Below are 24,578 nucleotides of genomic sequence, written 5' to 3'. Positions count from 1 at the left end.
GTACTATATTCATAAAATTCATCTTTCGGTCACTCCTTCATCTGAATAAATGTAATACCCTCCATTTCGGCAGTTTTATCATTCACTCTCTTCATTACTGATGGCATAATCTTGAATTATACGATGAATGACAGACAGATCCACATTATGTCCGCTGATGATGACCGCAACGTCCCCCTCCTGCCGGGGAATTTTCCCGCCTAAAACCGCTGCAACTCCAGTAGCTGCCGCTCCCTCCATAATCATTCTGTGCTTATCTATCATAAAAGCCATGCTGTATGCAATCTCCTCTTCAGGAATCAGATAAATGTTATCCATGTATCCTTGAACCATACGAAAGGTGTAGCTGTTATCCAGACCGATTCCACCCAGCAAGCTGTCTGCAAGAGTCTCAGTCTCTTCAAGCAATACCGGTTTCCCTGCTTTTAAACTCTCATACATTACAGCGGATTTTTCCATACAAACACCTGAAACCCTAATCCCCCTGTCATTTGATTTTACTGCGAGCCCAATCCCTGAAAGAAGCCCACCGCCTGAAAGAGGAACAATCACATCTGTTACATTCGGAAGTTCCTCCAAAATTTCCAAACCAATCGTTCCCTGTCCGGCAATCACGTGGGGATCATCGAACGGCTGAATCACAGTCAGCCCATCCATCCTCTCCAGCTCATAGCATCGTTCGCCGGCGGCATCCTGGCTGTCACCGTAGATTTCTATTTTGGCTCCCAGTCTTTTTAATGAATCGACCTTAGCTTTCGGGACACGGTTTGATAAGCATACAACTGCCTCAATTCCAAGCTTTTTTGCCACATACGCAACAGCCATACCATGGTTCCCTGTTGAATAGGTAGCGATTCCCCGTTCTCTCGCTTCGGGACTTAAACTCAAAATTTTATTCGCTGCCCCTCTGACTTTAAAGGCGCCAATTTCATGAATATTCTCCAGCTTCAAAAAAACCCTCCGGCCCATTTTTTCAGACAGGATAGCCGATTGAATCAATGGTGTCTTATATACCAGGGAAGAAATTCGTTTCTTTGCCTCCCAAATATCGCGGATGGAAATATCTATTCTTTCCTTTACAGATCTTGAATGCATCATGTTCCCCTCCATAAAAGAATTTCCTTGTCCTAATAGTAGTTCGATATTTCAGAAAATTCAATTGTCCAAAGTGCTAATAAAAAGGGGAATTTTTTCATACAAATTTTATAACACGATTGGAAAATAGTTTATGGCCCTAAAAAAAACGATAACCCTCTTTTTTTCTCCCGTTAACTAAATGGACTATTGTTTTAATTTCCTCCAAAGTGTCGTTTTACTTATTCCTAGTTTTTTGGCAGCTGTTTCCTTATCCCCGTTACAATGGTTTAAAATAGTTCTTATGTAATCACTCTCCACCCCAGGCCTGAAATTCTCTACGACGATGTCACATGAGCGCACTAATTCCTTGATAATTCTCTGGCCCTCTTCAGATTTTAAATTGATTGTAATGGACTTTTTATTGCGTGACTGAACCTTCCACCAAAGTGAGCTTCCTTTATAGATGTATCTCCATTTTCTAATGGGATCTCCCTTTCCCGGCGGTTCGACTTTTATGACCTCTGCACCGAACTCAGCAAGCATTCTCGTTGTGAATGGCCCGGCTATTAACTGACCCATCTCTAACACCTTCAACCCAGATAACGGCTTTTCAAATTTCATTCAATTACCTCCTTGAACCTGTTACACTTATATCTTGCAAAAATTGTGCCAATACAACCAGCCAGGAAAAATGACGACTTTTCAACTTGATCGCCTGATGGTATTTCAAATTTGAAATATTTTAGTTTCGATTTTGAACTGCCATGAATTTAAAGAAGATGGCCAACTCGACTTGGAAAGGTCCAGAAATTTCCTAAATGATAACCTCGTAGAGGTCTGCAATTCTCTGTTATTGCATAATTCCCCTCAAAAAATCAAAAAAGGATTCGGAATGAGACTATTCCGAACCCTTTTGGTCTTCAAACTGAAGCTACAAATATGGTCGCTTCTTTTTTTACTACACATGCTTCAAATAGCTTTCTTTCATTTGAATTAATGTTTCATCGGCAGGCTGGCTCCAGATTTGATCATTGAAAATTTCCACTTCAATGGGCCCGGAGTAGCCTGTTTTCTCTACAGCCTTGCGGATGCGGCTGATTTCAATGACACCGTCACCCATCATGCCCCGCCCCTTTAGCATATCAGGTGTAGGAACCAGCCAATCGGAAACATGGAAGCCCAGGATTCGGCCTTTGGCCCGGCTGATCTGGTTATATAAATCCGGATCCCACCAAACATGAAAGACATCGACAACGACTCCGACCTGTTCAGGCCGGTATGCTTCTGCAAGAGTGTTAGCCAGATCCATTGAAACGACCACCGACCGTTCCGCCGCATACATAGGGTGCAGCGGCTCGATTCCTAATTTCACCCCATGCGATTCCGCAAAAGGGACCAGCTGGGCGATTCCTTCCTCGACCATTTGCCGGGCAGACACAATGTCCCTGTCAGGGGACGGCCCGCAGACCAGAACGAGAACATCCGTCCCCAGCTCGGCCGCTTCTTCCACCGCTCTTTTATTATCGTCAATTCTTTTTTGCCGCTCAGATGCATTTCCAGCCGGGAACATGCCGCCTCGGCATAGACTGGAAACCTTTAATCCAGCATCCTTGATCAGCCGCTTGCTTGTGCTTAAGCCCAACTCCTCTACCTTATGCCTCCAGGGGGCGATCCAGGGAACCTCCGCCCGTGCACACCCTTCGATGGCTTCTTTTAAATTCCATTGCTCTGTCGTAATTTGATTCAGACTTAGACGCTCATAATTTTCCACTAGAATACTCCTCCTGACGAATCCCGGCTACATTCAATACCAGCTTCATTCTTTCTGCAGCAAGCTCAGGGTCTGACAGCAGTCCGGCCTGGTCTGCCAATACAAACAGTTCCGACAGATGCACGATGGACCTTGCACTCTCAGCCCCGCCAATCATGCGGAAATGGGATTGGTGCCCGTTCAGATAGGCCATGAAGACGATCCCGGTTTTATAGGAATAAGTTGGCGCCTGGAATATATGGCGTGACAGCTGGACTGTATTTTCCAATAATGCATGATAGGAGTCATAGTCATGATCATCCAGAGCATGCAGGGCTGCAGCTGCCGCTGGAGCGATGGCGTCAAAAATCCCCAGCAAAGCATGGCTGTATCCATGCTCGTCCCCTTTAATCAATTCAGGATAATTGAAATCATCTCCGGTATACATTTTTACACCTGGAGGAAGAAGCCTGCGCATTTCAATTTCACGGGAAGCATCTAGAAGAGAGATTTTAATACCGTCGACTTTGTCTTTGTTATCCCAAATGACATTCAGACAGACTTCCATTGCGTCATCCAGATTCTTATAGCCCCAGTACCCTTTTAAGGATGGATCGAACATATCGCCAAGCCAGTGAAGGATAACCGGCTTAGAGACCTGTCTTAGAATATTGGCATAAATCCTCTCATAATCCTCAGGGCCTTGAGCACAATCTGCCAGGGCCCTGCTTGCCATCAGGATGATCTGCGAGTTATGCTGTTCCACAAATTCGCATTGCTCCTCATAGGCAGCCTGAACATCCGATAAGGTGACGGAAGGGCCAGGGAGCAGCTGATCTGTCCCGGCTCCGCATGCTATCCTGCCGCCCGCTGCTTTTGCCTCCGCCGCCGACCGGCGAATGAGCTCCTTTGCGTGCTCCCAATTAAGACCCATTCCGCGCTGAGCCGTATCCATTGCCTCCGCCACCGAGAGACCCATAGACCATAGATGCCTTCTGTATGCTAAGGTGTTTTCCCAGTCGATCTTTGACCTTAAAACGGGATCGGAATCTGCAAGAGGATCACAAACCACATGTGCAGCTGAAAAGGCGATCCTGCTTTTGAAAGGGCCTTCCGGCAGGATGAAAGCTTTATGATTCCCAGCGTGATATTCATATGACTTGCCGTTTTTATCTGGCAGAGTTAACTGCTTCACCATTCTTTCTCACCTCCAGGCTTAATTCCGGTACTTCAATCCAGCGCCGCTCCTCCCACGATTTAAGCCCTAGTTCAGCCAGCTGAGTTCCTTTGGCACCTTCGAGCAAATCCCAAGGAAACGGTTCGCCGGCTGCAATGTGCTTCAAGAACAGCTCCCACTGGATCTTAAAGCCATTATCAAAAACCTGGTTATCCGGGACTGTTTGCCATTGTTCTGTAAATGCAAAAGGATTCTCAATGTCAGGATTCCAAACAGGCTTTGGTGTATTGATGCGATGCTGAATCTTGCATTCTCTTAAACCAGCTACAGCGCTCCCATGTGTGCCATCTACTTGAATTGTTAATAAGTCTTCCCGATTAACACGGACAGTCCAGGAAGAATTCACCTGTGCAACAATGCCTCCTTCTAGTTCAAATGTTGCATATGCTGCATCATCTGCCGTGCACATGTACGTATTTCCATTTTCATCGACCCTTTTGGGTATATGGGTTTTACCCAGGCAGGAAACAGATTCCACATTTCCAAATAAGTTATCCAGGACATATCGCCAATGGGCGAACATATCAACAATAATCCCGCCGCCATCTTCCTTGCGGTAATTCCAGGATGGCCTCTGTCCAGCCTGCCAATCGCCTTCAAATACCCAATAGCCAAATTCCATCTGAACGGAGAGGATTTTGCCGAAGAACCCTGAATCTATCAGTCTCTTTAATTTTAATAGACCCGGCAGGAATAATTTATCCTGCACAACCCCATTTTTCACGCCAGCCCCGTAAGCCAGCTTGGCAAGTTCAATAGATTCTTCCAAGCTTGTGGCAGTTGGTTTTTCACAGTAAATGTGCTTTCCGGCTTCTATTGCTTTCCGAATCGCATCTGCCCTTCGGACGGTGGTTTGAGAATCAAAATAGATCACATTATGCGGATCAGCCAGACACTCATCAAGGTCTGTGCTCCATCGGCTTATGTTGTGCTTTTCAGCAAGCAATTGCAGTTTATCTTTGTTTCTTCCTACAAGGATTGGGTCCGGCATAATGACATCACCATTCGCCAGCTCCACCCCGCCTTGCTCGCGGATTGCCACAATGGATCTCACTAAATGCTGATTGGTTCCCATCCTTCCCGTCACACCGTTCATGATAATTCCAATATTTTTAACTGCCATAACTCTTTTCCTCCTTTTGACTTTAGAGCCAAGTAATTTGTTGTTTAGCTTACTTTTATTCTAAAAATTTTTGAAAGGATTATCTCATCCATATCGGAAGGCTTTTTGCAATATCGGAGATAAGAGGGAAAGTCTATTAAATGTATGGCACAAAAAAAACACCCCTTCCTTTTGGACGAGGCGGAAATGAAGAGATTACTGGTAAACAAAGTCTGCTAAATAAAGTGAAAGCTGCGGCACATACGTAATAACCATTAATGCTGCAATCAGCACGAAAATAAACGGCATCGTTCCCCGTGTGACACCAGCCAGCGACATTTTGCTGACCCCTGAAGCCACAAAAAGATTCAATCCAAATGGCGGAGTTAACATCCCGATTGCCAAATTGATAATCATAATGACACCGAAATGAATTGGATCTATTCCCATTTCAAGAACCACAGGCAGGAATAGCGGGACAAGAATCAGGACTGCTGCACTGGAATCCATAAACATTCCCACAATCAGCAGGATGATATTGACCAGAATTAAAAATACAATAGGATTTGAGGCATACTCTATTAATGTTCCTGCAACGGCTGATGGAATTTGTTCATATGTCAAATACCAGCTGAATACCTTTGAAGCAGAAATGACCAGCATAATCATGGCAGAAGTCACAATGGATCTTTTTGTAACAGCAAATAATTCCTTCATAGTCAGTTCCTTATAGATGAAAAAGCCGACGATCATACTGTATACTATCGCGACCGCTGCGGCTTCTGTCGGGGTGAATACACCAAAGTAAATCCCGCCAAGAACAATAACTGGCATCAAAATCCCCCAGATGGCAGAAACCGTTGTTTTCCATAATTCCTTGCCAGTTGGCCGTGCATCTGGCTTATGCCCTTGTTTTTTAGCAATAATATAACCGACAGTCATAAGGACCAGTCCGATAAAGATTCCCGGAATGACTCCGGCTATAAACAATTTGCCGATTGAAACCTCGGCAACAGATCCATAGACTAAAAACGTTATACTTGGAGGGATAATGATTCCGAGCGACCCGGATGCACACATCAAGCCAACCGAGAACTTTTCAGAAAAACGCGCCTCCTTTAGGGAAGGAATCATAATGCCACCAATCGCAGCAACCGTTGCAGGGCTTGAACCTGATAGTGCAGCAAAAAACATGGACGATAGCACCCCTGCAATTGGCAGGCCTCCTGTTGTCCATCCGACCCATTTCTTTGTGAAATCTATTAATCTTTTGGATGTTCCCCCTGCCAGCATTAAATCTCCTGCAAAGACAAAGAACGGAATGGCCATCAGTGAAAAGGAATCTACTCCAGAAAACATGGTCCTTGCCAATGTATCCATCCCGACATTGCTTTGAAGGATGACGACAATCGTACTTAACGCAATGGAAATTGCAATGGGGACCCCCAATAAAAGCAGAAGCAGAAAGATGATTAATAGCATCATAGTTTTGGTGCCTCCTCTATTGGAGGAATAATGGTTTGATTTACTGAACGCAAGCTTTTCACATCCTGAACTGCTAGCTGCAGAAAACGAATCATCATCAGGGTTGCTCCAACAGGGAGAGCCAAATATGGAATATACATCGGCATTCCTGTGGACGGAGTCACACTGCCGAATTCAATAACACTGGAAACGATCCCGCTTCCCGACCAAATTAAAAAGATGCAAAAAACGATGGAAATCAGATTGGCTATCATTGAAAAGATTTTTTTCCCCTTATCAGGCAAATACGTAACAAGGGCGTCCATAGTGGCATGCGCTTTTTCCCTGACGGCAATACTGCTTCCTATAAAGACAAACCACACTATTAAGTATCTGGCCACCTCCTCTGACCAGGACAGCGAATAATTGAAAACATATCTTAGCACCACCTGAGCGAACACAAGCAAGGAAGTAAAAATCAGGGAAACAACTCCGGTATATTCCTCGAAATAGTTCAAAATATGGTTGATTTTCTGCATAAAACTCCCTCCTTCTCGAAAAAGAGACGGCTATCAGCCGTCCTTAAATGTATTTTTAAACATGCTATTGCACTTCTTTAATTGCATCCAGTACTTCCTGCCCGCCTTCCACTTTCTTAAAGTCTTCATAAACTTCACTTGTAGCCTCAATAAATGCCTCTTTATCTGATTCTGTCAGTTCGGTAATTTCAATCCCTGATTCCTTTAATGTTTTCATATAGGCTTCTTCATCTGCAGCAGATTGTTCCCATTGCCAATCCGTTACCTCAGCAGACACTTCATCAACAGCTTTCTGAAGATCTGCAGGAAGCTTCTGATAGAACTGCTCGCTCATTAATAATGGATAAGCCATATAACCGTGACTGCTTAACGTTAAATAATCCTGGACTTCATAAAATTTCTTGCTGACGATATTGCTTAAAGGATTTTCCTGCCCATCAACCGTTTTGGTTTGAAGAGCTGTATATAACTCCGCAAAGTCAATGGAAACCCCGCCGGCGCCCATCGCCTGGAACTGGGAAATTAAGAGCGGGCTTTGGGAAACACGCATCTTCAGGCCATCCAGATCATCCGGCTTTTGAATTGTATGCTTTGAATTCGTCAGATGCTTGAATCCTCCGTCCCAATATCCCAAGGCACGAAGCCCCTGTTTCTCCAGGTGCTGGTTGAAAATTTCACCTACTTTTCCATTTACAGCGCTTTTAACATGTTCACGATCTTTAAATAAATAGGGCAGGTCAAACACTTCAAATTGTTTAACAAAGGCAGGCAGCACGCCAGTAAAAGGAGCGTTCATTTGAATGGTTCCAGACTGCATTTGCTCTGTGATTTCCCGGTCAGCTCCCAATTGGGAATCCGGGAAGACTTCCACTTTAATTTGGCCGTCTGTCCGCTCTTCCAATAGCTCTTTAAACTTCTCGGCAGCTTTTCCCTTTGCTGTTGAAGCGCTTACAACATGTGCAAATTTTATAACATATTCCTCTTTTTCTTCAGCCTTGCCGCTTCCCTCTGTTGCTGCTGAATTTCCACAGCCAGCTGTAAACATAGCAAGCATCAAAATACAAATTGAAAATAATCCCCATTTTCTTTTCATGTCCCTTTGGCCCTCCTAAGTAAAATATTTTTCTCTCTTGTTTACTATTTTGAATTTTCTTTCAACTATTGTCTTATGAGATTGAGAGAAAAATTCTTAATTTTGGAGATAGGCCATTAGGAAACGGTATCTGAAACATCTGAAGCTGACTGAGAGGACAAGCGGAATTTATTCGGTGAAATCCCCACCAGATTTCTGAAAGTACGATAAAAGGTTGATAATGTTTCATATCCAACCTCAAAGCAAATGGATACGATATCCTGGTCAGATTGGAGCAGCAATTCCTTTGCATGTTTAATCCTTACTTTCTGGAGATATTGCAGGGGGGTATCATTAAACTTCCTTTTAAAAATATCATTCATGTATCTTGTTGAGATTCCGAACACAGCAGACAAGCTTTCTGCCGTGATATTAGTGAAATAATGCCTTTCTATGTATTCCTTCATTTGTATGGATCGAATATCATTCGCATCCTGGACAAATGAAAAATTCTGCTGACGCAGAAGATGAATGATGATTTCAATCAGATACACAGGCATGGACAGCTTTCCAAATAAGTCCCCATTTTTTTGTTCATACAGCATTTTTCGAATTAACGGCCGAATTTCACTTGCCGTATACAAATCAAGTTCGAAATGGCGGGCGCTTTTCTGAACTAAAGAAAGCAATTCATTTTGCAGGCTAATTTTCAACAAAGGTACTGAAAATGCCAGAACCAAAACAGTCATTTTAGTAGTCGCTTTTATAGAGTGAACACAGTTTGGAGTTATCAGCACTACCTTGTCTTTAGAAAAATTATAAGCCTTGCCATCAAGGGTAATCTCCCCTTCTCCTTCAAGCGCATAGAGGATTTGAAAATGATCATGATAATGTTCAGCTACAAACTTGCCTCTGAGATGCTTGCTTTCATACAAATTAATTCCTGTTTCCGGAAAATCAAATCTTCTGTAAAGCTTTTTGTCCATGAGGGCCTCCTTATAAAACGAGTAATTTTCTGATGATATTTAATATTCTATATATTCAAAGGTTACCCTTTAATAAATTTCTGTGCAGCAAAATGATATAAGGCTGCTGTTAATGAATTTTCCATTCAAAAACAGCAGCCTTAATATTTAATATGAATTTTATTTATCATCCTAATTGAATCAGTCTATTGTTGAAAAACTGATCCCGCCAGAGAATTTCCGTTATAGTCTTATATTTGATTATTAGCCGGCAATATGATCTATTAAATATACATTCAATTAAATTATTACTCCACCTAGCTAATTAAATTCCCCCTCAGCCATGGACGGGCCCGGTAGAAGCCGATCGGGATTTGGATAAGGCTTGTTTTTCCCTGTGATTCCATTCTGTAAATTTCATCACACATTTTCGCATCAAACCCGAGAAGCGGATGCCCCCCCATCCCAAGCGCTGTCGCGGCTAAAAGCAGCCGCTGTACAAGCATTCCCGCTTCCATTTGCTGGATGCGATAACCTCTGTAGCCCATTGCTGTTTTATGGAAATCTTTATCCCCTGCTACATGAAAGCAGAGCGGGACTTGAAACAGATTCACATTGCCTGCCGGCATTCCGTTTTGAAGCGCCATTCGATGGTCTCCGGGATTAAGCTCCCGTAGTGAATGAGCATCGCTGTCGTAATAATAAGCTCCATCCGGAATCCCTTCGACATTATTCAAACACATATATAGAGATACTCGTGACGCGCGCTTTTCAAGTGTCATATCTAAGTCGTTTCGATACAAGCAGGATGCGGCCGCATCCTGAAGCAGTGCAGCAAGCTGCTCCTGGCTAATCTTTCCCAAAACGAAATCCATGTCCGGTGAAAATCGCTCCCGGCTGACTGACGCCAAATCATACGATATCCTTTTTACGTGAGGAAGAGTCACAGGCCGGCCCTCACAATTGGTTTCATAAGGCATGATTTGACGAAACGATTTGGCTGATTCCTGCATGGATGCTTTATTGATGCCGGTTAACATCGGAAATTCTTTCACTTTGATTGATCTGACCAAGGAATTATTCTGAATCGCTGTTACTTCCCCGCACAATTCGGAGGCAGCCATTCCGTCCCTGCAGCTTCTGTTCGCAGCCCAGCTGGTCGGTTCAACTGACAGCGGGATAACGGCATATACGCTCTCCTCCTGATCAGACAGTCCAAGTAGATGGTTAAGGGCACGATCAAGAAACTGGAAGTAAACTCCCTCTGCAAAACCAAACTTCTTTGTAACCTCCAATAACTGTCCCATCACTGCACCCGCGTCCAAGCCCTGCAGGCGATAAGCAAAGTTATTGTATTTAAAGTAATTTTTCCAGAACATGGTCGTCACAAACACAGTCCCAAAACAAGATGACACCTCACAGCGATTCCCTAGAGCGCGTGCTATATATGAATCGAAATTACCCTTGCGCAGCAGCACCAGGCGGTGGTGCAGCACATCATAGTGGTAGATCCCCTCCGGCACGTCATCCAATTTCAGGTACATGTATAGTTCGTTAGGATACAGCGCTCCGCCAGAAGGTACAGACCGCCGAAACGACTGCATATACCCACCCTCCTCTTCATGGGAACCAATTGGAGAGACAGATTGGCTTAACTGATTAAGGCCGAATGTGTACCAAAGAAAATGACCCATTCTCCCGAGGTCAGGCTTTGCAGGTGACTCCATTTCTTTACAGGAAAGGGGAACCTCCAATGACAGGGGAACAACTGGCAAGCCCCGGTAAAGCTTATAGGCAAGCGGCGCATCTTCCCAATCCACTTCCCAATCTGGCGGGCTTATTTGGTCAATATCAAAATGCAAATTGTGCAGAAAGGTATCTAGATTCATCCTTTTTACCTCCCGGTCATGCTTATGGAAATGGGTGGGGATGTGGATTAAGCTGTTCAACTGTAAATGGTTCTTTTACATATCCAAGTTCCATCGGGACCTTTAGCACCCTATTAAGCCCTGTTACACGTGTCAGATGGTGTCCAAATGTCATTGACAGCATACCCGGAATAAGTACTTTGACACAATGCAATCCGCTCCGCTTAATTTCCGGTGTCGTCTGATCCACCACTATTACATCAAGATTTTTCAGGTGCAATGCCTGAAGAAGGTCCTGCAGATCATCTGTCAGGTCATCATGTCTCCTCTCCCGCTTGAACTCCTCGGAAAACGTTCGGAGCGGACGATTTTCATCCAGTAAAAACTTTAGGCGTTCTTCCGCTTGCGGCAAACCGTAAAGCATCCCATGATCATCCATTTTCCCGACGAGGGAGGAATCCTGCAGCATTCGCAAAAATTCCTCCTTGTTTTCTTCGAGTTTTTCGTCCAGTGTCCCCATCATTCCAGCTAACTCATGAACTGCGCTTTTTACCGCCCGGACCGGGTCAAGATGGGCTCCGGCGGCACAAATGATATTCAATCCTTTTTTCCTCCTGTTTTTCGCCATCGCCCAAACACTTGGGATTCCATGCTCCATGGTCGCGTTATACAGATGCAGATCATATCCTGCCACTGTTCTTACCCGATCAATCATCAACTGCAATTCCCGGTCATTGGAGGAATATGGATCAAGACGCGGAAGGGACAGCTGCCCGTACCAGGTCATCAGGAATGAATCACGCTCCACCACTTCTAAAATACCGTAAAGAATCGCTTCTTCCAGGCTGCCGCCCAGTGCGCATCCGTTTGATGTTTCATAGACAAATCCATTCCCGCAGCCCAAGCTGTAATAAGCAAGCAGCTCAGGAACCAAAATTGGGCGCTCCTGCAAGAACGAATAACCCCATACCCAATTCATTGGGATATCAGGATTAAATTTTTTAAAAGGAAAGTACGGACGCGCATATTGCTCATCCGCATGCACACCTACTTTCACAGGATTAAGAGCCTGATCTTCCAGGTTGCGGAAACTGTCATAGACTGATGTCCTCTTGCCACGGGGCGATATGCCGCAGGAACGCTCAAGCCCCTCCAAAATGGCTGTCAGCTCGCTCACCTTATAGGAATGAGTGCGGCCTGCCACTCCTTCGTCCCCTCTAAACATTGGAAGGTTTACGACTACATCCGCAAAAGGTGGCGTAAAATCATACATTTTACCATTTAATAAACCAGTCCTCGGATCCAGATAATTTTTGACGAGCGTTTGATCTAACTCTTCCAATGAGCGGCAGCGATAACTGTCTGCGCTTATTTTCGGACTTGGCTTAATGGTAATTCTTGCAGCTTCCTGTGAATCTTCAGGCAGGGAGCTGCACACTGGGCACATTGAATCCGGCAGAATGAAGTGGCAAGTGCTTTTAAGTGTTTTCAGGCTGACCAAATACATTCGCCTTTCCAGGTCTGCTAAGCTGCCCCCCAGAACCCTCTGCACCTCTGATAGAAGCAGGTAGGACATCTGTAAAAGTCCCGTGCTCGATGCCCATGCGTCACGCATTAATCCGCTGCTCCCTTCGACTCTCTGCTGCAGCTCCCACATTTCCTCCCGGTCACGACCTGCCAGAAGTTTTCGATTGTCCGCACACTGTGAGCATCCCGGCGCAGACGGGTGAACGAATGGGCCAATTACACCCTCTCCAAATGATACAAAGCCCCTCAGCCAGGGAATGCCTGATGTTCGTGACACCTCCTCCGCCTTTTTATGAACTGAAGGCATCCAGGTATCGTGCACCACCAGAATCAAGTCAGTCCCAGCCGGCAGTTCAGGCTCAAAATTCATATGACGAACTACCTTATATTCAGCGGGCAGTTCCCTGCATACGCTGTCCGCCAGCAGTCCTTCTCCGACAACTACCACGACAGCACTCACTGAGATTCCTCCTCTCGTATGAACACCCCAAACACCCCTGCCAGACTATTTTTCAAAAATGGTTCGAACGAAAATTCACAGACTAAGAGCCGCTTGCTGTTTTCCTCCAGCACCCTTCTTGCAGACAGCAAAAGCTGTGATTGTTCTTTCTCTTCACATGGAGGAATGACTAGACTTTGAGGCTCCTTTTCTTCCAAAAGCACAGATGATGCCTCCACTGCAGTTCCCTTATGTCCCCCCATTTGGTTTTGCACCTGTATTATCGCATGCTGCAGCGCTTTTCTCAGAGCTAATGTTATATTAAAGCCAACACTGCCAAACCAGCGATCGTTCGTGCCGACCCAGACCACAGGGAAGCCGGATACTTCCTCCCCCTGGCAGATTTTCGGTGCTCCCTGCATCGTTGTCAATGCGTCCAAATAGAATCTGCAGCGTTCATCTTCTACTGCACTCAAATGCAGCGGAGAAACTGTTTTCTGAACCGCTTGACGCTTAGCCAGTTTCTCTTCCAAACACTTATCCAGCCCGCGTAAAACACCCTCTGCAAATGTTTCCCCTGCTCCAATTCCAGCATCATTTAAATCTAAGATATTACCATTTATTTCGCAATTTGGAGGAAGTTCAAACTGGCCAGCCATCCGCGACACATACGCTTCAATCCCGGTCAAACCCGCTTCCCTGCGTGCCTCGTCATGTCTCAAATCTGTACAGATTATATTTGGCAGGAGATCTGCCGGGCCCTTTGACAACGGGTCTGCTGGCTGTACACTGCACTGTGCCAACGGAAGCTGCTTTAAATCCCCTTCCTCCCATGTATGAAAAATCCCGGATTCTTTGGAAGTCAATTGGCTGAAAAAAAGAAACAAACTGTCAGTCTTGTTTATTTCGGAACTCTGTCCCATCCTCTGATCAACATCTTTTATCCAACCCACAGCTGTATTTCCAGTCAGTATCGGATGAGGCAGGCAGGAATGCCAATTTCCTTCAAGCGTCTCCAGATTCAGCAGGAAAAACTGATTTCTCTGTTCAGCACTAGTTAATCCGGTAACCTCTTTAAACAGTTCAAACACAATCAAATTAGCCAGCATGGCTCCTGCCGTGGGGGAGGTGGTGTGCAATTGCTTGTCTTCGCAAAACGCGGATTGATGGACTCTATGCCAGGCAGACTCCCAGCAGACTTCTGATTCCGGATGCACGAGGGGGCCTGCCATACCAGCTTGTTTGTAGATAGTAGCAGGAAGAAATATCTTCTTCTTTTTCCGGCAAGCGCCATGTATAACCTGCAGTTCCTCTACATTCCCTGATTCCGAAACATATAAAATGGAATCATATGGCTGGATCAATTCCTCCCAGGAACAATCTTCCTCACTCTCGCGGGTTACCTCCTCTGCAGAAACATCGGGGTCTGTTTGCCGGGCATGTGCAATAATTTCCTTCAGACGCTTTGTATTCGTCGATTCAGGGTCTGTAATGACCATATGAACTTTAGGCAATCCGGATTCAATCAGCGAAGAAACCAGCGAAACAAATAAAGGGCCAGAACCTGCTGCCAGCACGTTTGCCTGCCGGTAGGACTGAAAACGGTATGCACCCGAATCACCGAAGCTTTCCAAAAATTCGATTTGAGAAGCATACTTTTTAAGAACATGATCTTCCAATTGATGAGGATGGTCCTTGCTTACGTCCCGTACAAAGCCATTGCGGTACAGCACTTCTGCAATTTCAAACACCCGATCCCTATGCGGGCCCGGCAAGCCGGCCGTCAATTCCTCCAGCGAATGCTCGCCATTAAACATTGGCAACAGCTTTTGAACCCACTGATCGATCATACTGCCTTCCATGCGGAAGGAGCTTACATTATTCCGAAAATACACACCTTTTGCTGGATCCGGGATAAAAAACGTATCCCTTTTTACCTTCAGCCTCACAGAAGGGGTCAAATTTTTCATTTCGCTCCTCCTTACCCGTAAACTATGCCTATTTATTAAACATTACCTTCTCTATAATCCTATGTACCGGGATTTGTCTCATATGTCTAACCTTCAAGATAAGAGCCCCTGCAAAATGCAGGGGCTTTACTTTTTCTATCCAGCCGGGATTGTATTATAGATGTTCATGGTTATTAACCACCGCAGCGGCCGCCACAACGGCCTCCGCAGCGACCGCCGCACCTAAAACAGTTAGAGCATCGGAAACAGTTAGAGCATCGGAAACAATTAAAACAGTTGAAGCAGGTAAAGAAAAAGCAGCTAAAGCCAAAACCAAAACCAGCGCATAACCGGCTCTGATCAGTATAGATCTGGTTTTGATCCCAAGGAACTGCCTCGTTCGCATGGAAATCACCAACATTTAACATTTGAAGATCTCTTTGAAAATCATTCATGTTCATACCTCCGTAAATATTATTAAGCTGTGCCAGCAACAAAGGGCAATCATGAAGAACAGCAGAAATCAATCGTAATTTTTTGAATTCATCCATTCTCCTAATACTCTCCTCATCAAAATATGTGCCGGGATGGGGTATTGTTACTGAATCAAACACCCAGATTTATTGGGTTTCATTTAACCATGCAGAAAAGAAAAGGGTTCATGGCATTAATAGCACTACATAGAACATTTCTGGGCAATACTAAATAAGTAATGGCATTCTTAATGGAGGGCAGAAATTTGAATCACACCTGGCTATCTCTCATACCATTTATAATCGTAATCGGAATGTCCATCTGGCTAAAAAACATCCTGCCAGGCTTAGTAGTCGGCATTCTTCTTGGTTCCATCATTGTTTCAGCTGATTTGCTGACAGGTACGGAGCAATCAGTCGCTTATATCGTGACAACCCTTTCGGATGAAACAAACATCAAGATTGTCGGGTTTTTATATTTGTTTGGCGGCCTTGTGGGGATGATGAATATCGCAGGAGGCATTAAGGGGTTTTCGGAATGGGCCGGGAGGCGGATCCAGTCTGAACGCGGTCTTCTTGTGTTCATCTGGATCACCCTCCCTTTCACCTTCATGATGCCGATGTTTCGGATAATGATGATTGGGCCTATTATTAAATCCTTAATCAAAAAGATGAACCTGTCCAAGCAAAAAGTGGGCATGACTTTGGATATTTCAACCGAATCAGTCATCGTGCTGCTTCCGGTTGCAACGGCATTTGTGGGCTTCATGGTGTCATTGGTTGAAGGCGGGATCAACGGGCTGAACCTGGATATGTCGGCATATGAGATTTTTTTATTAAGTATTTTGTTTAACTTTTACGCGATCATTATGCTGCTGATTGGAATCATTCAAACATTTTGGCGACGGAAAAAGACGGGAGAGCAAAATGGGGAGACCCAAACCGATTTGGAGGAAATAGAGCATGAGTTCCACCGGATGGGAATTAAAAAGGAATTATCGCTTGTAAAAGCCCAGCCATGGCATTTGATTTTCCCGGTGGTTTTATTGCTTACCTTTTCTTTGTTTCTGTTATGGCAGGATGGCCTGGCACAGGGCGCAAATACAATATTCGAGGCTTTTTCCATGGCAGATGCAACATTTGTGATGCTGCTCGCTGTTTTTATTACCCTCGTTTTAACCTTTATTTTTTACATAATCAGACGGGAGAAAATGAACGAAATTCTTTATCATTTTTATGATGGAGGCAATCAGATGATGGAGGCAATCAGCCTTCTTATCCTGATTTGGGCGCTGACAATGGCGGCGGAGGATCTTGGGTTCTCCGACTTTATTGGGAGCTCACTCGGGAGCTTTCTGCCTGCCTTCCTGACTCCAGCGGCCATCTTTGTGCTCGGTTCTGTGGTGGGCTACTTTATTGGAAGCTCGTGGGGAACCTGGGGATTATTCATGCCGCTTGGAATTACCCTGGCGGTTTCGACTGGCGCCTCCATTCCGCTTACCGTTGGAGCCGTATTCGCAAGCGGGGCATTCGGAGCGTTAACTTCACCGCTTGGAGATACGACCATTACCACTGCTTCGATCTTAGATATGGACCTTGTGGATTATGCACGATATAAATTGAAGGTTTCAGCGATTGGCGGCGTGATTGCAGCGGGGCTATTCATTGCAAGCGGGTTTTTCATTTCCTAAAAAGTTTGTCATCACTTCTAATTGTGTGCAGCAGTCCCTTTTCTTCTTATGTACATAGTGATTCATGCAGATGAATATACTGCAATGAATCCTATTGCAAAGGGGCGGAGAGATGACTTGGAAGAAAAAGCCGGAATTAACGAATGTTCAAATGCTGAATGTGATTCATCACGGCCTTCGAAAGACACAGTCGCCAAAGCATATCATCATTATTGGTGCAGGTATGGCTGGTCTGGTGGCAGGTTCTTTATTAAAGGAATCCGGACATAAGATCACCATTCTGGAGGCAAATGACAGAATAGGCGGACGAGTATATACCATGCGCTCCCCCTTCAGCAAAGGATTATTCTTTAACGCTGGTCCAATGAGGATACCTCATATCCATTCGCTGACCTTGTCCTATATCAAAAAATTCAAGCTTCCTATAAACGTTTTTGTAAACCGTACTCCAATGGATCTTCTTTACGCAAATGGCATTAAAACACGGCTTGAGGTGTATGAACGCTATCCAGGCATATTAAATTTCCCCATTCATCCAAATGAGAGAGGCAAATCGGCTGAAGAGCTTCTGCTGACAGCGGTACAGCCTTTTATTGACTTTGTCGGCAAAGACCCTGCAAAAAATTGGGCCATTTTGGAAAGCCAATATAAAAAATACTCTTTTGGCTATATATTAAACCTTTATTTTTCAGCTGGTGCGATTGACATGATCGGTGTACTGCTGGATTTAGAGGCATTTATGGGAATGTCTTTTACTGAAGTTTTACGTGAGTTAGTCATTTTCACTTCTCCAGGAACTTACTATGAAATAACAGGCGGAATGGACCGATTACCAAAGGCTTTCCTCCCTCAATTGAAAAATGATATTCATCTCCATCAAAAAATGACTGGAATCATTCAGGACACAAACAGTGTATCCATTCAATTAACCCATCAGCAGACCAATGAGCATTCCACCATAACAGGAGACCATGCCATTGTCACGATCCCCTTTTCAGTTTTGAGATTTGTGAATATCGAACCCTTTCAATCATTTTCCTATTTCAAGCGGCGAGCTATTCGGGAGCTTAATTATATGGCAGCAACCAAAATTGCCATTGAATTTAAGTCCCGGTTTTGGGAGATGGCAGGTCAGCCGGGCGGCAAAACCATTACAGACCAGCCGATTCGATTTACCTATCTTCCAAGTCATGGGATTGGCACAAGCGGCCCTGCCATTCTTATTGCCAGCTATACCTGGGCGGATGAGGCTCACACATGGGATAGCCAGCCCGAGGAAAAGCGTATTCAATATGCACTTAAAAACCTGGCGGAAATTTACGGTAATATTGTTTATAGCCAATTTGCTGCAGGAGCTTCATTCAGCTGGGCACTGAATCCTTATTCTAGCGGCGGATTTTCATTCTTTGAACCCGGACAGGAAACCGAATTGTTTCCCGGTATTGTTTCACCGGAGGGGCGTGTCCATTTTGCCGGAGAGCATACATCCAAAACCCGGACATGGATTCAAGGGGCAATCGAATCCGGAATACGAGCTGCATATGAGGTAAATGATTTGCCTAAGTAGGTATTTTTCTAGTACATGATGTAATGGCAGATTAGAAAACTACTTCTGCTTAGAGTTTCAAAGTTATGAGCGAAATTTCGGTTTTATCGGCGAAATTCCAAAGTTATGAGCGAATTCGCAGTTTTATCGGCGAAATTCCAAAGTTATGAGCGGAATCGGCAGTTTTATCGGCAAAATTCCAAAATAATGAGCGAATTCGGCAGTTTTATCGGCGATATTCCAAAGTTGTGAGCGAAATCACTAGTTATGAGCGAAATCACTGTTTTATCGGCGAAATTCCATAGTTATGAGCGAATTCACCGTTTTATGGCGAAATTCCATAGTTATGAGCGAATTCGGCAGTTTTATCGGCGAAATTCCAAAGTTATGAGCGAAAACCGGCAGTTTTATCGGCAAAATTCCAAAGTTATGAGCGAATTCGAAGTTTTATCGGCGAAATTCCATAGTTATGAGCGAAATCCAGTTTTAACAGATAAATTCCAAAGCCATGAGCGAAACCTCGGTTTTATCGGCGACAGATTACCAAATTAGTCGGTCAGATTATTGGCCAGTATTCGTTAAGCAAGGTAGAAAAAGCGATCTCTCCATAAATGGAGGATCGCCTACATACAATTATTCCTGCTTTCTATTTCTAATCTCCTTTTGAACTTTTCTTAGCGCCTTTTTCGATCCTCTCTCCAGATCATGCTGCAGCTTCCGTTCATGGTAACCGGTAAATAAGGTATTCATATCATAGCCTTCTGGATAAAGCTCGCTTGCTTTAATGTCTAATTCAACCCGCTTGCTGTTTACTTCCACTATTTCATCTTTATAAAACAGCTTGATGTTATTAAATTTATCTATTGGCTCATAGACAACGGCATAATCATCCTGGCTGATCCATTTTACCCGGTCACCGATTTCAAAATGATATTCTTCTATGATCTGCTTCACTTCAATCACTGGCTTCTTTATTTTGTTCTCTCTTACTGCTTGCAGATTATAATCCTTGTTTTCAATATACATTTGTGCACGCTTCAGGACAGGTTCGCGGATATTCATCTTTCTGGAAATCCAAAGCGCATTGCTCTCTCCTGATTCACCTATTAAGAGCTTATACATCGGTTTCAATTCCGCACTGTCGAATAACATGGCAGCATTCATAAAATCATCATGCATTTCAGAATAACGTTTAATCTCACCGTAGTGAGTAGTGGCAATCGTTATGCATCCCATATGATAAAACTCTTCTAGAATGGCAATGGCTAAAGCGGCACCTTCGTTCGGCTCTGTTCCGCTGCCGATCTCATCGAATAAAAGCAGCGTATTATTGGTGGAAGCACTCATGATCTCTGAAATGTTCTTCATATGGGAAGAAAACGTGCTTAGGGCGTTCTCTATGCTTTGATTATCGCCAATATCAACATATACATGATCAAAGATGGCGATTTCACTTCCCGGTTTCGCCATAATATGAAACCCGGACATGACAGCCAGCGTAAGGATTCCGATTGTCTTTAATACGACGGTTTTCCCGCCCGCATTTGGGCCTGTTATGACTAAGCTTCTATAATCTTTCCCGATTTCAAAATCCAGCGGGACAATGTTTCCTTCTAATAATGGGTGCTTGCTGCTTACTAATTTGATATATCCATGATTATTAATCTCCGGTTCAATGGCGTCCGTACTTTTGCTGTACTTCGCTTTCGCAAAAATCATGTCGTACTGGCTAATGCATTCAATATTGATTCGGATCTCATGAATGGATTCAAGAATCGCTCCGGAAAGCGTGGCTAATATTTGATATTCCTCTACCGACTCCTCCGATTTTAGCATTGCCAATTCAACATTGAGCTTTGAAACTGCATCAGGCTCTATGAAAACAGTCGACCCTTTTGAGGATGTTTCGATTACTGTTCCGGCTACCTGATTTTTAAAGGATGCTTTAATCGGAATCGTAAAACGGTCATCCTTTTTGCTGATATAGAATTCTTGAATGTACTCCTTATTTGCTCCGCTGCGCAAAAACTTATTCAATCGTTCTTCGATTTTCCCTTCTGTTTTCGCCATGTGATTTCTGATTCGTTTGAGCTCTTTGCTGGCACCAGAGTCAACCATGTTTCCCTTAATCGCATATAAGATCTCTTCTTCAATATTTCTAAATTCAGTCATAGATAGCGCATAAGTGTACAGGACTGGCGCAAAAAATTCTTTATCAGCCATAAACTTTTTGATTTTCCTGCAGCCTCTTAAAAAATCTGATACAGCATTTAACTCTGATGGAGTTAATATGATGCCTTTTTCCAATTTTTCAATATGGCTTGTGATATTGGAAATGCCGGTTAATGGGAGATGCTTTTCGGCGTCCAGCAGCCTTCTGGCCTCGCTTGTTTCATTTAAGCGATTGCGGACGGCTTTCATATTCGTGCTCGGCTGTAACCGGTCGATTAATTCTTTCCCTAAACTGCTGACGCAATGCTGTTTCACTTTATTCTTCAATTCATGGTATTGTAATTTTTCAAAAGTCATTTTATTCATATTCTCTGCCTCATTCCAAATAAAATAGCCCGCAAAAGCCTTCCCCACCGCCAATTTGAATTGGGCAGAAAGCTTCCGCGGGCGTACTATTTCGAACAGGCATAAACAAACTAAACCCTAAAGCAGGCTTAATGTCTAAAGCTACACGAAAATATAGAAATGGAAGCAGTCTTATAGTAGGTATTCAAACAAGTTATGTTTGAAAAAAGGCATTCTTAATAACCTGGCTAAAACCAGAAAATAAACACCTTATTCAACTAATAACAATTAGTTGACACCTACTACCGACATACTTCACCACACCTTTTTGTATTATGAAATTAATGTAGCACGGAACTGCCAGTCTCGTCAAACTGCATATGGAAATATTTGCGTATTTTTAAAAAAAGAAAGTGCACCTTCCCCAAAAGGCGCACTTTCTTTGAATTTGAATCTTTACTCAGTTTCCTCTTCAGTTCCTTCTTCAGTACCTTCTTCTGTTCCCGTATCTTCAGTTTCTTCTGTGTTAGTCTCGTCAGTATCATCTTCATTGCTGCAGCCTGTAGCCACACCTGTAATCATTAAAGCTGCCATCATAGCTAATAACCATTTTTTCATTTCCAATTCCTCCTTGGCTGCTATATTTGTTACAGTAGTAATCATAGAAGAATCCGAACGGAAATAGAAGGTCATAATCCATTTTTTTACATACATTAACCTTCTTTTAAGAAAGTTCATGAAAAAATAACATAGCTTTTTCAAATAGCATGACCAAAAGCCCTTCACAAATGGGGACCTTGGAACTCATGGTCTAAGTTTTTTCCGGGTAAACTGCTGGCACTCATTCTCCCCCATCGTCTCCTCCATCATCGCTGTCTCCTGGATTACTCTCATCGCCGTTCCCAGCATGATCGGCTTCATCAAAAAATTCTTTAATAGAATCCAGTATATTTTTATTTGTATCTGCACTCTCATTCCAGTGATGTGCATTTAAAAAACTTTCTAAAGTAAATACCTGAACCGCTTGTTTTTTATGTCTGGTAATAAAGTAAAGACAAAGGATTATAATCAGCAAGATAATAAGGATAAGAATCCAGCCATTAATCACTATAACCGCCGCTCCTTCATTTTTTATGATCCTATTAAGCATTAGCGCCCATTAGCTCATTTTATTGTAAGAGTCTTTTATTTTATGGTAGGGAATTAACACAAATGGCTGGTCAGCAGGTATGAATTTCTCTATTCCATTCTGGTTTTCATCAGGCCAAAAGTATGTTCGTCCCCATTTTTTGATTATCCATCCTTCACAGCCTACCGGGATCACCCCCCAGTTTTGGGCTTTCATATCATCTAAAAAAGGATAAAACCCTCCAAAAACATTATCGAGTATGCCTATTACCTGGCATGGTTTAGTAATCTGAATCCGATACAGTTTCTCTTCATTGAAACAGATGCCATTGATGATAATCTCCTTCTTAGAAATATATTTAATCGAATTTCATCCAAAGGATGTCGCTACTTTTACCTCTATTAAGCTTCTTTTTCGTGGAAATAACCTATTTTTAGATAAATGGTTCAAATCAACTATACAGCATCAGGGTCAGCTCATCCATTTAGCCATCACATCAGAGGATAGGTCCCAGCGACTCAACTTCTTTCTTCTTCACATGCTTCATATAGACAAGATGATTGACACCACTTCTTTCACTATGCTTTTGAGGTATACGCATAAACTCTGCAAAGCCCAGTTTTTCATAAAGCTTGATGGCATTTGTATTGGTATCTGCTACCTCTAGAACATATTCGTCATATGAAGCTGAATCCATTATCGATTTTAGCAGTTCTGCCGCAACACCCTGTCCTCTATAATTAACCGATGTTGCCACAAACTCTATTGCACCCATATTTTCAGATATTTGAAAGGGGTATTGCTTTTTCTCAAATTCTTTTTTGAGAATGATATAAGCAATACTTCCCATGATTAAACCAAGATGCTTTCTAAATTCACTATATTTTAATCTTACTGCAGGTGTATTGTTTGTACAGGCGGCTATAGACGCAATATGATTGTCAGCTGCAGCCGTATAAAAGACCTCAGTATTAAACATATGGGCAAATGTCCTGTAAAGTTTAGCTTTATCCTTTGAAAAATAATTCAGCCATTGATAAAAGCCGTCTACAAAAATGACACTCATCTCATTTCTTATCTTTCCTTTTGCTTCATTAGCACGAATAATATTCATAGTCTACCCCTCTATTCTTTGTGGATGTTTCAGTTGCTCGATTTATAAGGATCTGCTACTTTCCCGCTCTGCGCAGGAAAGAGCCCTTTAATGGCACAATAAAAATCTTACCTTAATCTAAAGCCCGATATTTTCTTCTTAAACTAATACCCTGTTATTGGGAGAAGCTCTTCTGCTTCAAAAAAACATCTAATCTATACTCTGAATTTACATGGGTTTAATATTCAGAGTATATGATTGGTTTATCACCAAATGAGGAGGCAATATAAATGAATATGCGTGCAGTATTTATTGATATGGATGGTACACTCCTGAAAGCCTCAAACTGCATTTCCCGCCGAAATATGGAAGCCATTTATCGGCTCATAGATCAGGGAGTCATGGTGTTTCTAGCCACTGGCCGGCACTATGAAGTAACCGCACCCTACCATAAAGAAATTGGATTACAAACACCGATGATCTGTCTGAATGGTGCCTCTATTCACGATGCAGAGACAGGAAAAGCTACGAAAATAAAAACCGTACGATTGAACGAGGAACGTTTCCACCATCTGACAGCAGAAAGTCCATGTAATGTTATGATCCATACATCTACTGGGCTATATTGTAAGGAAACAAATGAAGAAATCGATTATTGGACTAAAGTTGGGCAAATACCGCCGCAGTATATCGGAGATTTAAGACAGGCAGCTTATCATGATGTTCTTAAATATAGTGTTCGAACAGGTTCTCCAAGCCAAGAAATATCCGCTTTGTTTAAAACGGAAGCAGCAGTCATCGATTGGAATGACGGGTTTGAGCTGGTTGCTCCCGATGTTTCGAAATGGGCCGCTATCAAAAGCTTACTTAACGAACTTGGGATCAGCCCAAATGAAGTCGCAGCCATTGGAGACGGACCCAATGATATAGAGATGCTTCGTCATGCCGGTACGGGTGTGGCAATGGGGAACGCTGGCGAGCTGGTTAAAGCCGCAGCTGATTTTGTTACAGGGCACCACGAAAATGATGGATTAGCTGAGTTTATTGAACGTTATCTTCTTAAATCTTATGCGATTTAATGTATTTTTATAGGTATTTTCGTAATATAAAAAGACAGGTGATTTACCTGTCTTTTTTAAT

Annotated in this window: 20 protein-coding genes; 3 read left to right on the top strand and 17 right to left on the bottom strand. The window is 43.3% G+C overall.

Annotation, left to right across the window (positions count from 1 at the left end; genetic code table 11):
* Nucleotides 1–78: 78 nt before the first annotated feature.
* The 13 genes from eutB to DFO72_RS10150 form a co-directional block, all read right to left on the bottom strand.
* Entirely contained in the window at nucleotides 79–1,098 is a 1,020-nt protein-coding gene (eutB, locus tag DFO72_RS10210; RefSeq protein ID WP_113881595.1) for a hydroxyectoine utilization dehydratase EutB, read from the bottom strand.
* Between the two features lie 183 nt (nucleotides 1,099–1,281).
* Nucleotides 1,282–1,698, bottom strand: coding sequence for a CoA transferase (locus tag DFO72_RS10205; protein ID WP_113881594.1), 417 nt, complete (start codon nucleotides 1,696–1,698; stop codon nucleotides 1,282–1,284).
* A 337-nt stretch (nucleotides 1,699–2,035) separates the two neighbouring features.
* Nucleotides 2,036–2,848, bottom strand: coding sequence for a sugar phosphate isomerase/epimerase family protein (locus DFO72_RS10200; RefSeq protein ID WP_113881593.1), 813 nt, complete (start codon nucleotides 2,846–2,848; stop codon nucleotides 2,036–2,038).
* Nucleotides 2,835–4,025 carry a dihydrodipicolinate synthase family protein gene (locus DFO72_RS10195; protein ID WP_113881592.1) on the bottom strand — a complete coding sequence of 397 codons (1,191 nt, stop codon included), beginning with the start codon at nucleotides 4,023–4,025 and terminating at the stop codon, nucleotides 2,835–2,837. The genes DFO72_RS10200 and DFO72_RS10195 overlap by 14 nt, the downstream gene beginning before the upstream one ends.
* On the bottom strand, nucleotides 3,997–5,187 hold the full coding sequence (locus DFO72_RS10190) for a Gfo/Idh/MocA family protein (RefSeq protein WP_113881591.1): 1,191 nt from the start codon (nucleotides 5,185–5,187) through the stop codon (nucleotides 3,997–3,999). The genes DFO72_RS10195 and DFO72_RS10190 overlap by 29 nt, the downstream gene beginning before the upstream one ends.
* 195 nt (nucleotides 5,188–5,382) lie before the next feature.
* Entirely contained in the window at nucleotides 5,383–6,651 is a 1,269-nt protein-coding gene (locus DFO72_RS10185) for a TRAP transporter large permease (RefSeq protein ID WP_113881590.1), read from the bottom strand.
* Complete coding sequence (locus DFO72_RS10180; RefSeq protein ID WP_113881589.1) at nucleotides 6,648–7,169, bottom strand: TRAP transporter small permease; 522 nt, start codon at nucleotides 7,167–7,169, stop codon at nucleotides 6,648–6,650. Before DFO72_RS10180 ends, DFO72_RS10185 begins: the two co-directional genes overlap by 4 nt.
* Before the next feature lie 64 nt (nucleotides 7,170–7,233).
* Nucleotides 7,234–8,262, bottom strand: a complete 1,029-nt coding sequence (locus DFO72_RS10175; RefSeq protein ID WP_113881588.1) for a TRAP transporter substrate-binding protein — start codon at nucleotides 8,260–8,262, stop codon at nucleotides 7,234–7,236.
* Between the two features lie 116 nt (nucleotides 8,263–8,378).
* Complete coding sequence (locus DFO72_RS10170; RefSeq protein WP_113881587.1) at nucleotides 8,379–9,227, bottom strand: helix-turn-helix domain-containing protein; 849 nt, start codon at nucleotides 9,225–9,227, stop codon at nucleotides 8,379–8,381.
* Nucleotides 9,228–9,523: 296 nt separating this feature from the next.
* Nucleotides 9,524–11,095, bottom strand: coding sequence for a SagB family peptide dehydrogenase (locus DFO72_RS10165; protein ID WP_113881586.1), 1,572 nt, complete (start codon nucleotides 11,093–11,095; stop codon nucleotides 9,524–9,526).
* 22 nt (nucleotides 11,096–11,117) lie between these two features.
* Nucleotides 11,118–13,061: a TOMM precursor leader peptide-binding protein gene (locus tag DFO72_RS10160; protein WP_113881585.1), complete on the bottom strand. Its 1,944-nt coding sequence runs from the start codon at nucleotides 13,059–13,061 to the stop codon at nucleotides 11,118–11,120.
* The gene (locus DFO72_RS10155; RefSeq protein ID WP_113881584.1) at nucleotides 13,058–15,010 is read right to left on the bottom strand and encodes a putative thiazole-containing bacteriocin maturation protein; all 1,953 of its coding nucleotides are present in this window, start codon (nucleotides 15,008–15,010) and stop codon (nucleotides 13,058–13,060) included. The genes DFO72_RS10160 and DFO72_RS10155 overlap by 4 nt, the downstream gene beginning before the upstream one ends.
* 173 nt (nucleotides 15,011–15,183) lie before the next feature.
* Nucleotides 15,184–15,417, bottom strand: a complete 234-nt coding sequence (locus DFO72_RS10150; protein WP_309472959.1) for a hypothetical protein — start codon at nucleotides 15,415–15,417, stop codon at nucleotides 15,184–15,186.
* A gap of 311 nt (nucleotides 15,418–15,728) precedes the next feature.
* Between DFO72_RS10150 and DFO72_RS10145 the strand changes: the two genes are divergently transcribed.
* Both DFO72_RS10145 and DFO72_RS10140 read left to right on the top strand, forming a co-directional pair.
* Nucleotides 15,729–17,153 (top strand): Na+/H+ antiporter NhaC family protein, encoded by a 1,425-nt coding sequence (locus tag DFO72_RS10145; RefSeq protein ID WP_113881583.1) that lies wholly within the window; start codon nucleotides 15,729–15,731, stop codon nucleotides 17,151–17,153.
* Nucleotides 17,154–17,265: 112 nt separating this feature from the next.
* On the top strand, nucleotides 17,266–18,720 hold the full coding sequence (locus DFO72_RS10140; RefSeq protein ID WP_113881582.1) for a flavin monoamine oxidase family protein: 1,455 nt from the start codon (nucleotides 17,266–17,268) through the stop codon (nucleotides 18,718–18,720).
* A gap of 612 nt (nucleotides 18,721–19,332) precedes the next feature.
* Here DFO72_RS10140 and DFO72_RS10135 read toward each other — a convergent pair.
* From DFO72_RS10135 to DFO72_RS10120, 4 genes are all read right to left on the bottom strand, one after another.
* Complete coding sequence (locus DFO72_RS10135; protein WP_113881581.1) at nucleotides 19,333–21,237, bottom strand: endonuclease MutS2; 1,905 nt, start codon at nucleotides 21,235–21,237, stop codon at nucleotides 19,333–19,335.
* Nucleotides 21,238–21,672: 435 nt separating this feature from the next.
* Nucleotides 21,673–21,834 carry a hypothetical protein gene (locus tag DFO72_RS29890; protein ID WP_243856114.1) on the bottom strand — a complete coding sequence of 54 codons (162 nt, stop codon included), beginning with the start codon at nucleotides 21,832–21,834 and terminating at the stop codon, nucleotides 21,673–21,675.
* A 223-nt stretch (nucleotides 21,835–22,057) separates the two neighbouring features.
* Complete coding sequence (locus tag DFO72_RS10125; protein ID WP_113881579.1) at nucleotides 22,058–22,324, bottom strand: hypothetical protein; 267 nt, start codon at nucleotides 22,322–22,324, stop codon at nucleotides 22,058–22,060.
* Between the two features lie 517 nt (nucleotides 22,325–22,841).
* On the bottom strand, nucleotides 22,842–23,459 hold the full coding sequence (locus tag DFO72_RS10120; protein WP_113881577.1) for a GNAT family N-acetyltransferase: 618 nt from the start codon (nucleotides 23,457–23,459) through the stop codon (nucleotides 22,842–22,844).
* 269 nt (nucleotides 23,460–23,728) lie between these two features.
* Between DFO72_RS10120 and DFO72_RS10115 the strand changes: the two genes are divergently transcribed.
* Entirely contained in the window at nucleotides 23,729–24,517 is a 789-nt protein-coding gene (locus DFO72_RS10115; protein ID WP_113881576.1) for an HAD family hydrolase, read from the top strand.
* Nucleotides 24,518–24,578: the final 61 nt, after the last annotated feature.

The organism is Cytobacillus oceanisediminis, from assembly GCF_004366035.1.
GTDB lineage: Bacteria > Bacillota > Bacilli > Bacillales > Cytobacillaceae > Cytobacillus > Cytobacillus oceanisediminis_C.
The sequence above is the reverse complement of the archived record's forward strand: the minus strand, read 5'-3'. Positions and strand labels throughout refer to the sequence as shown.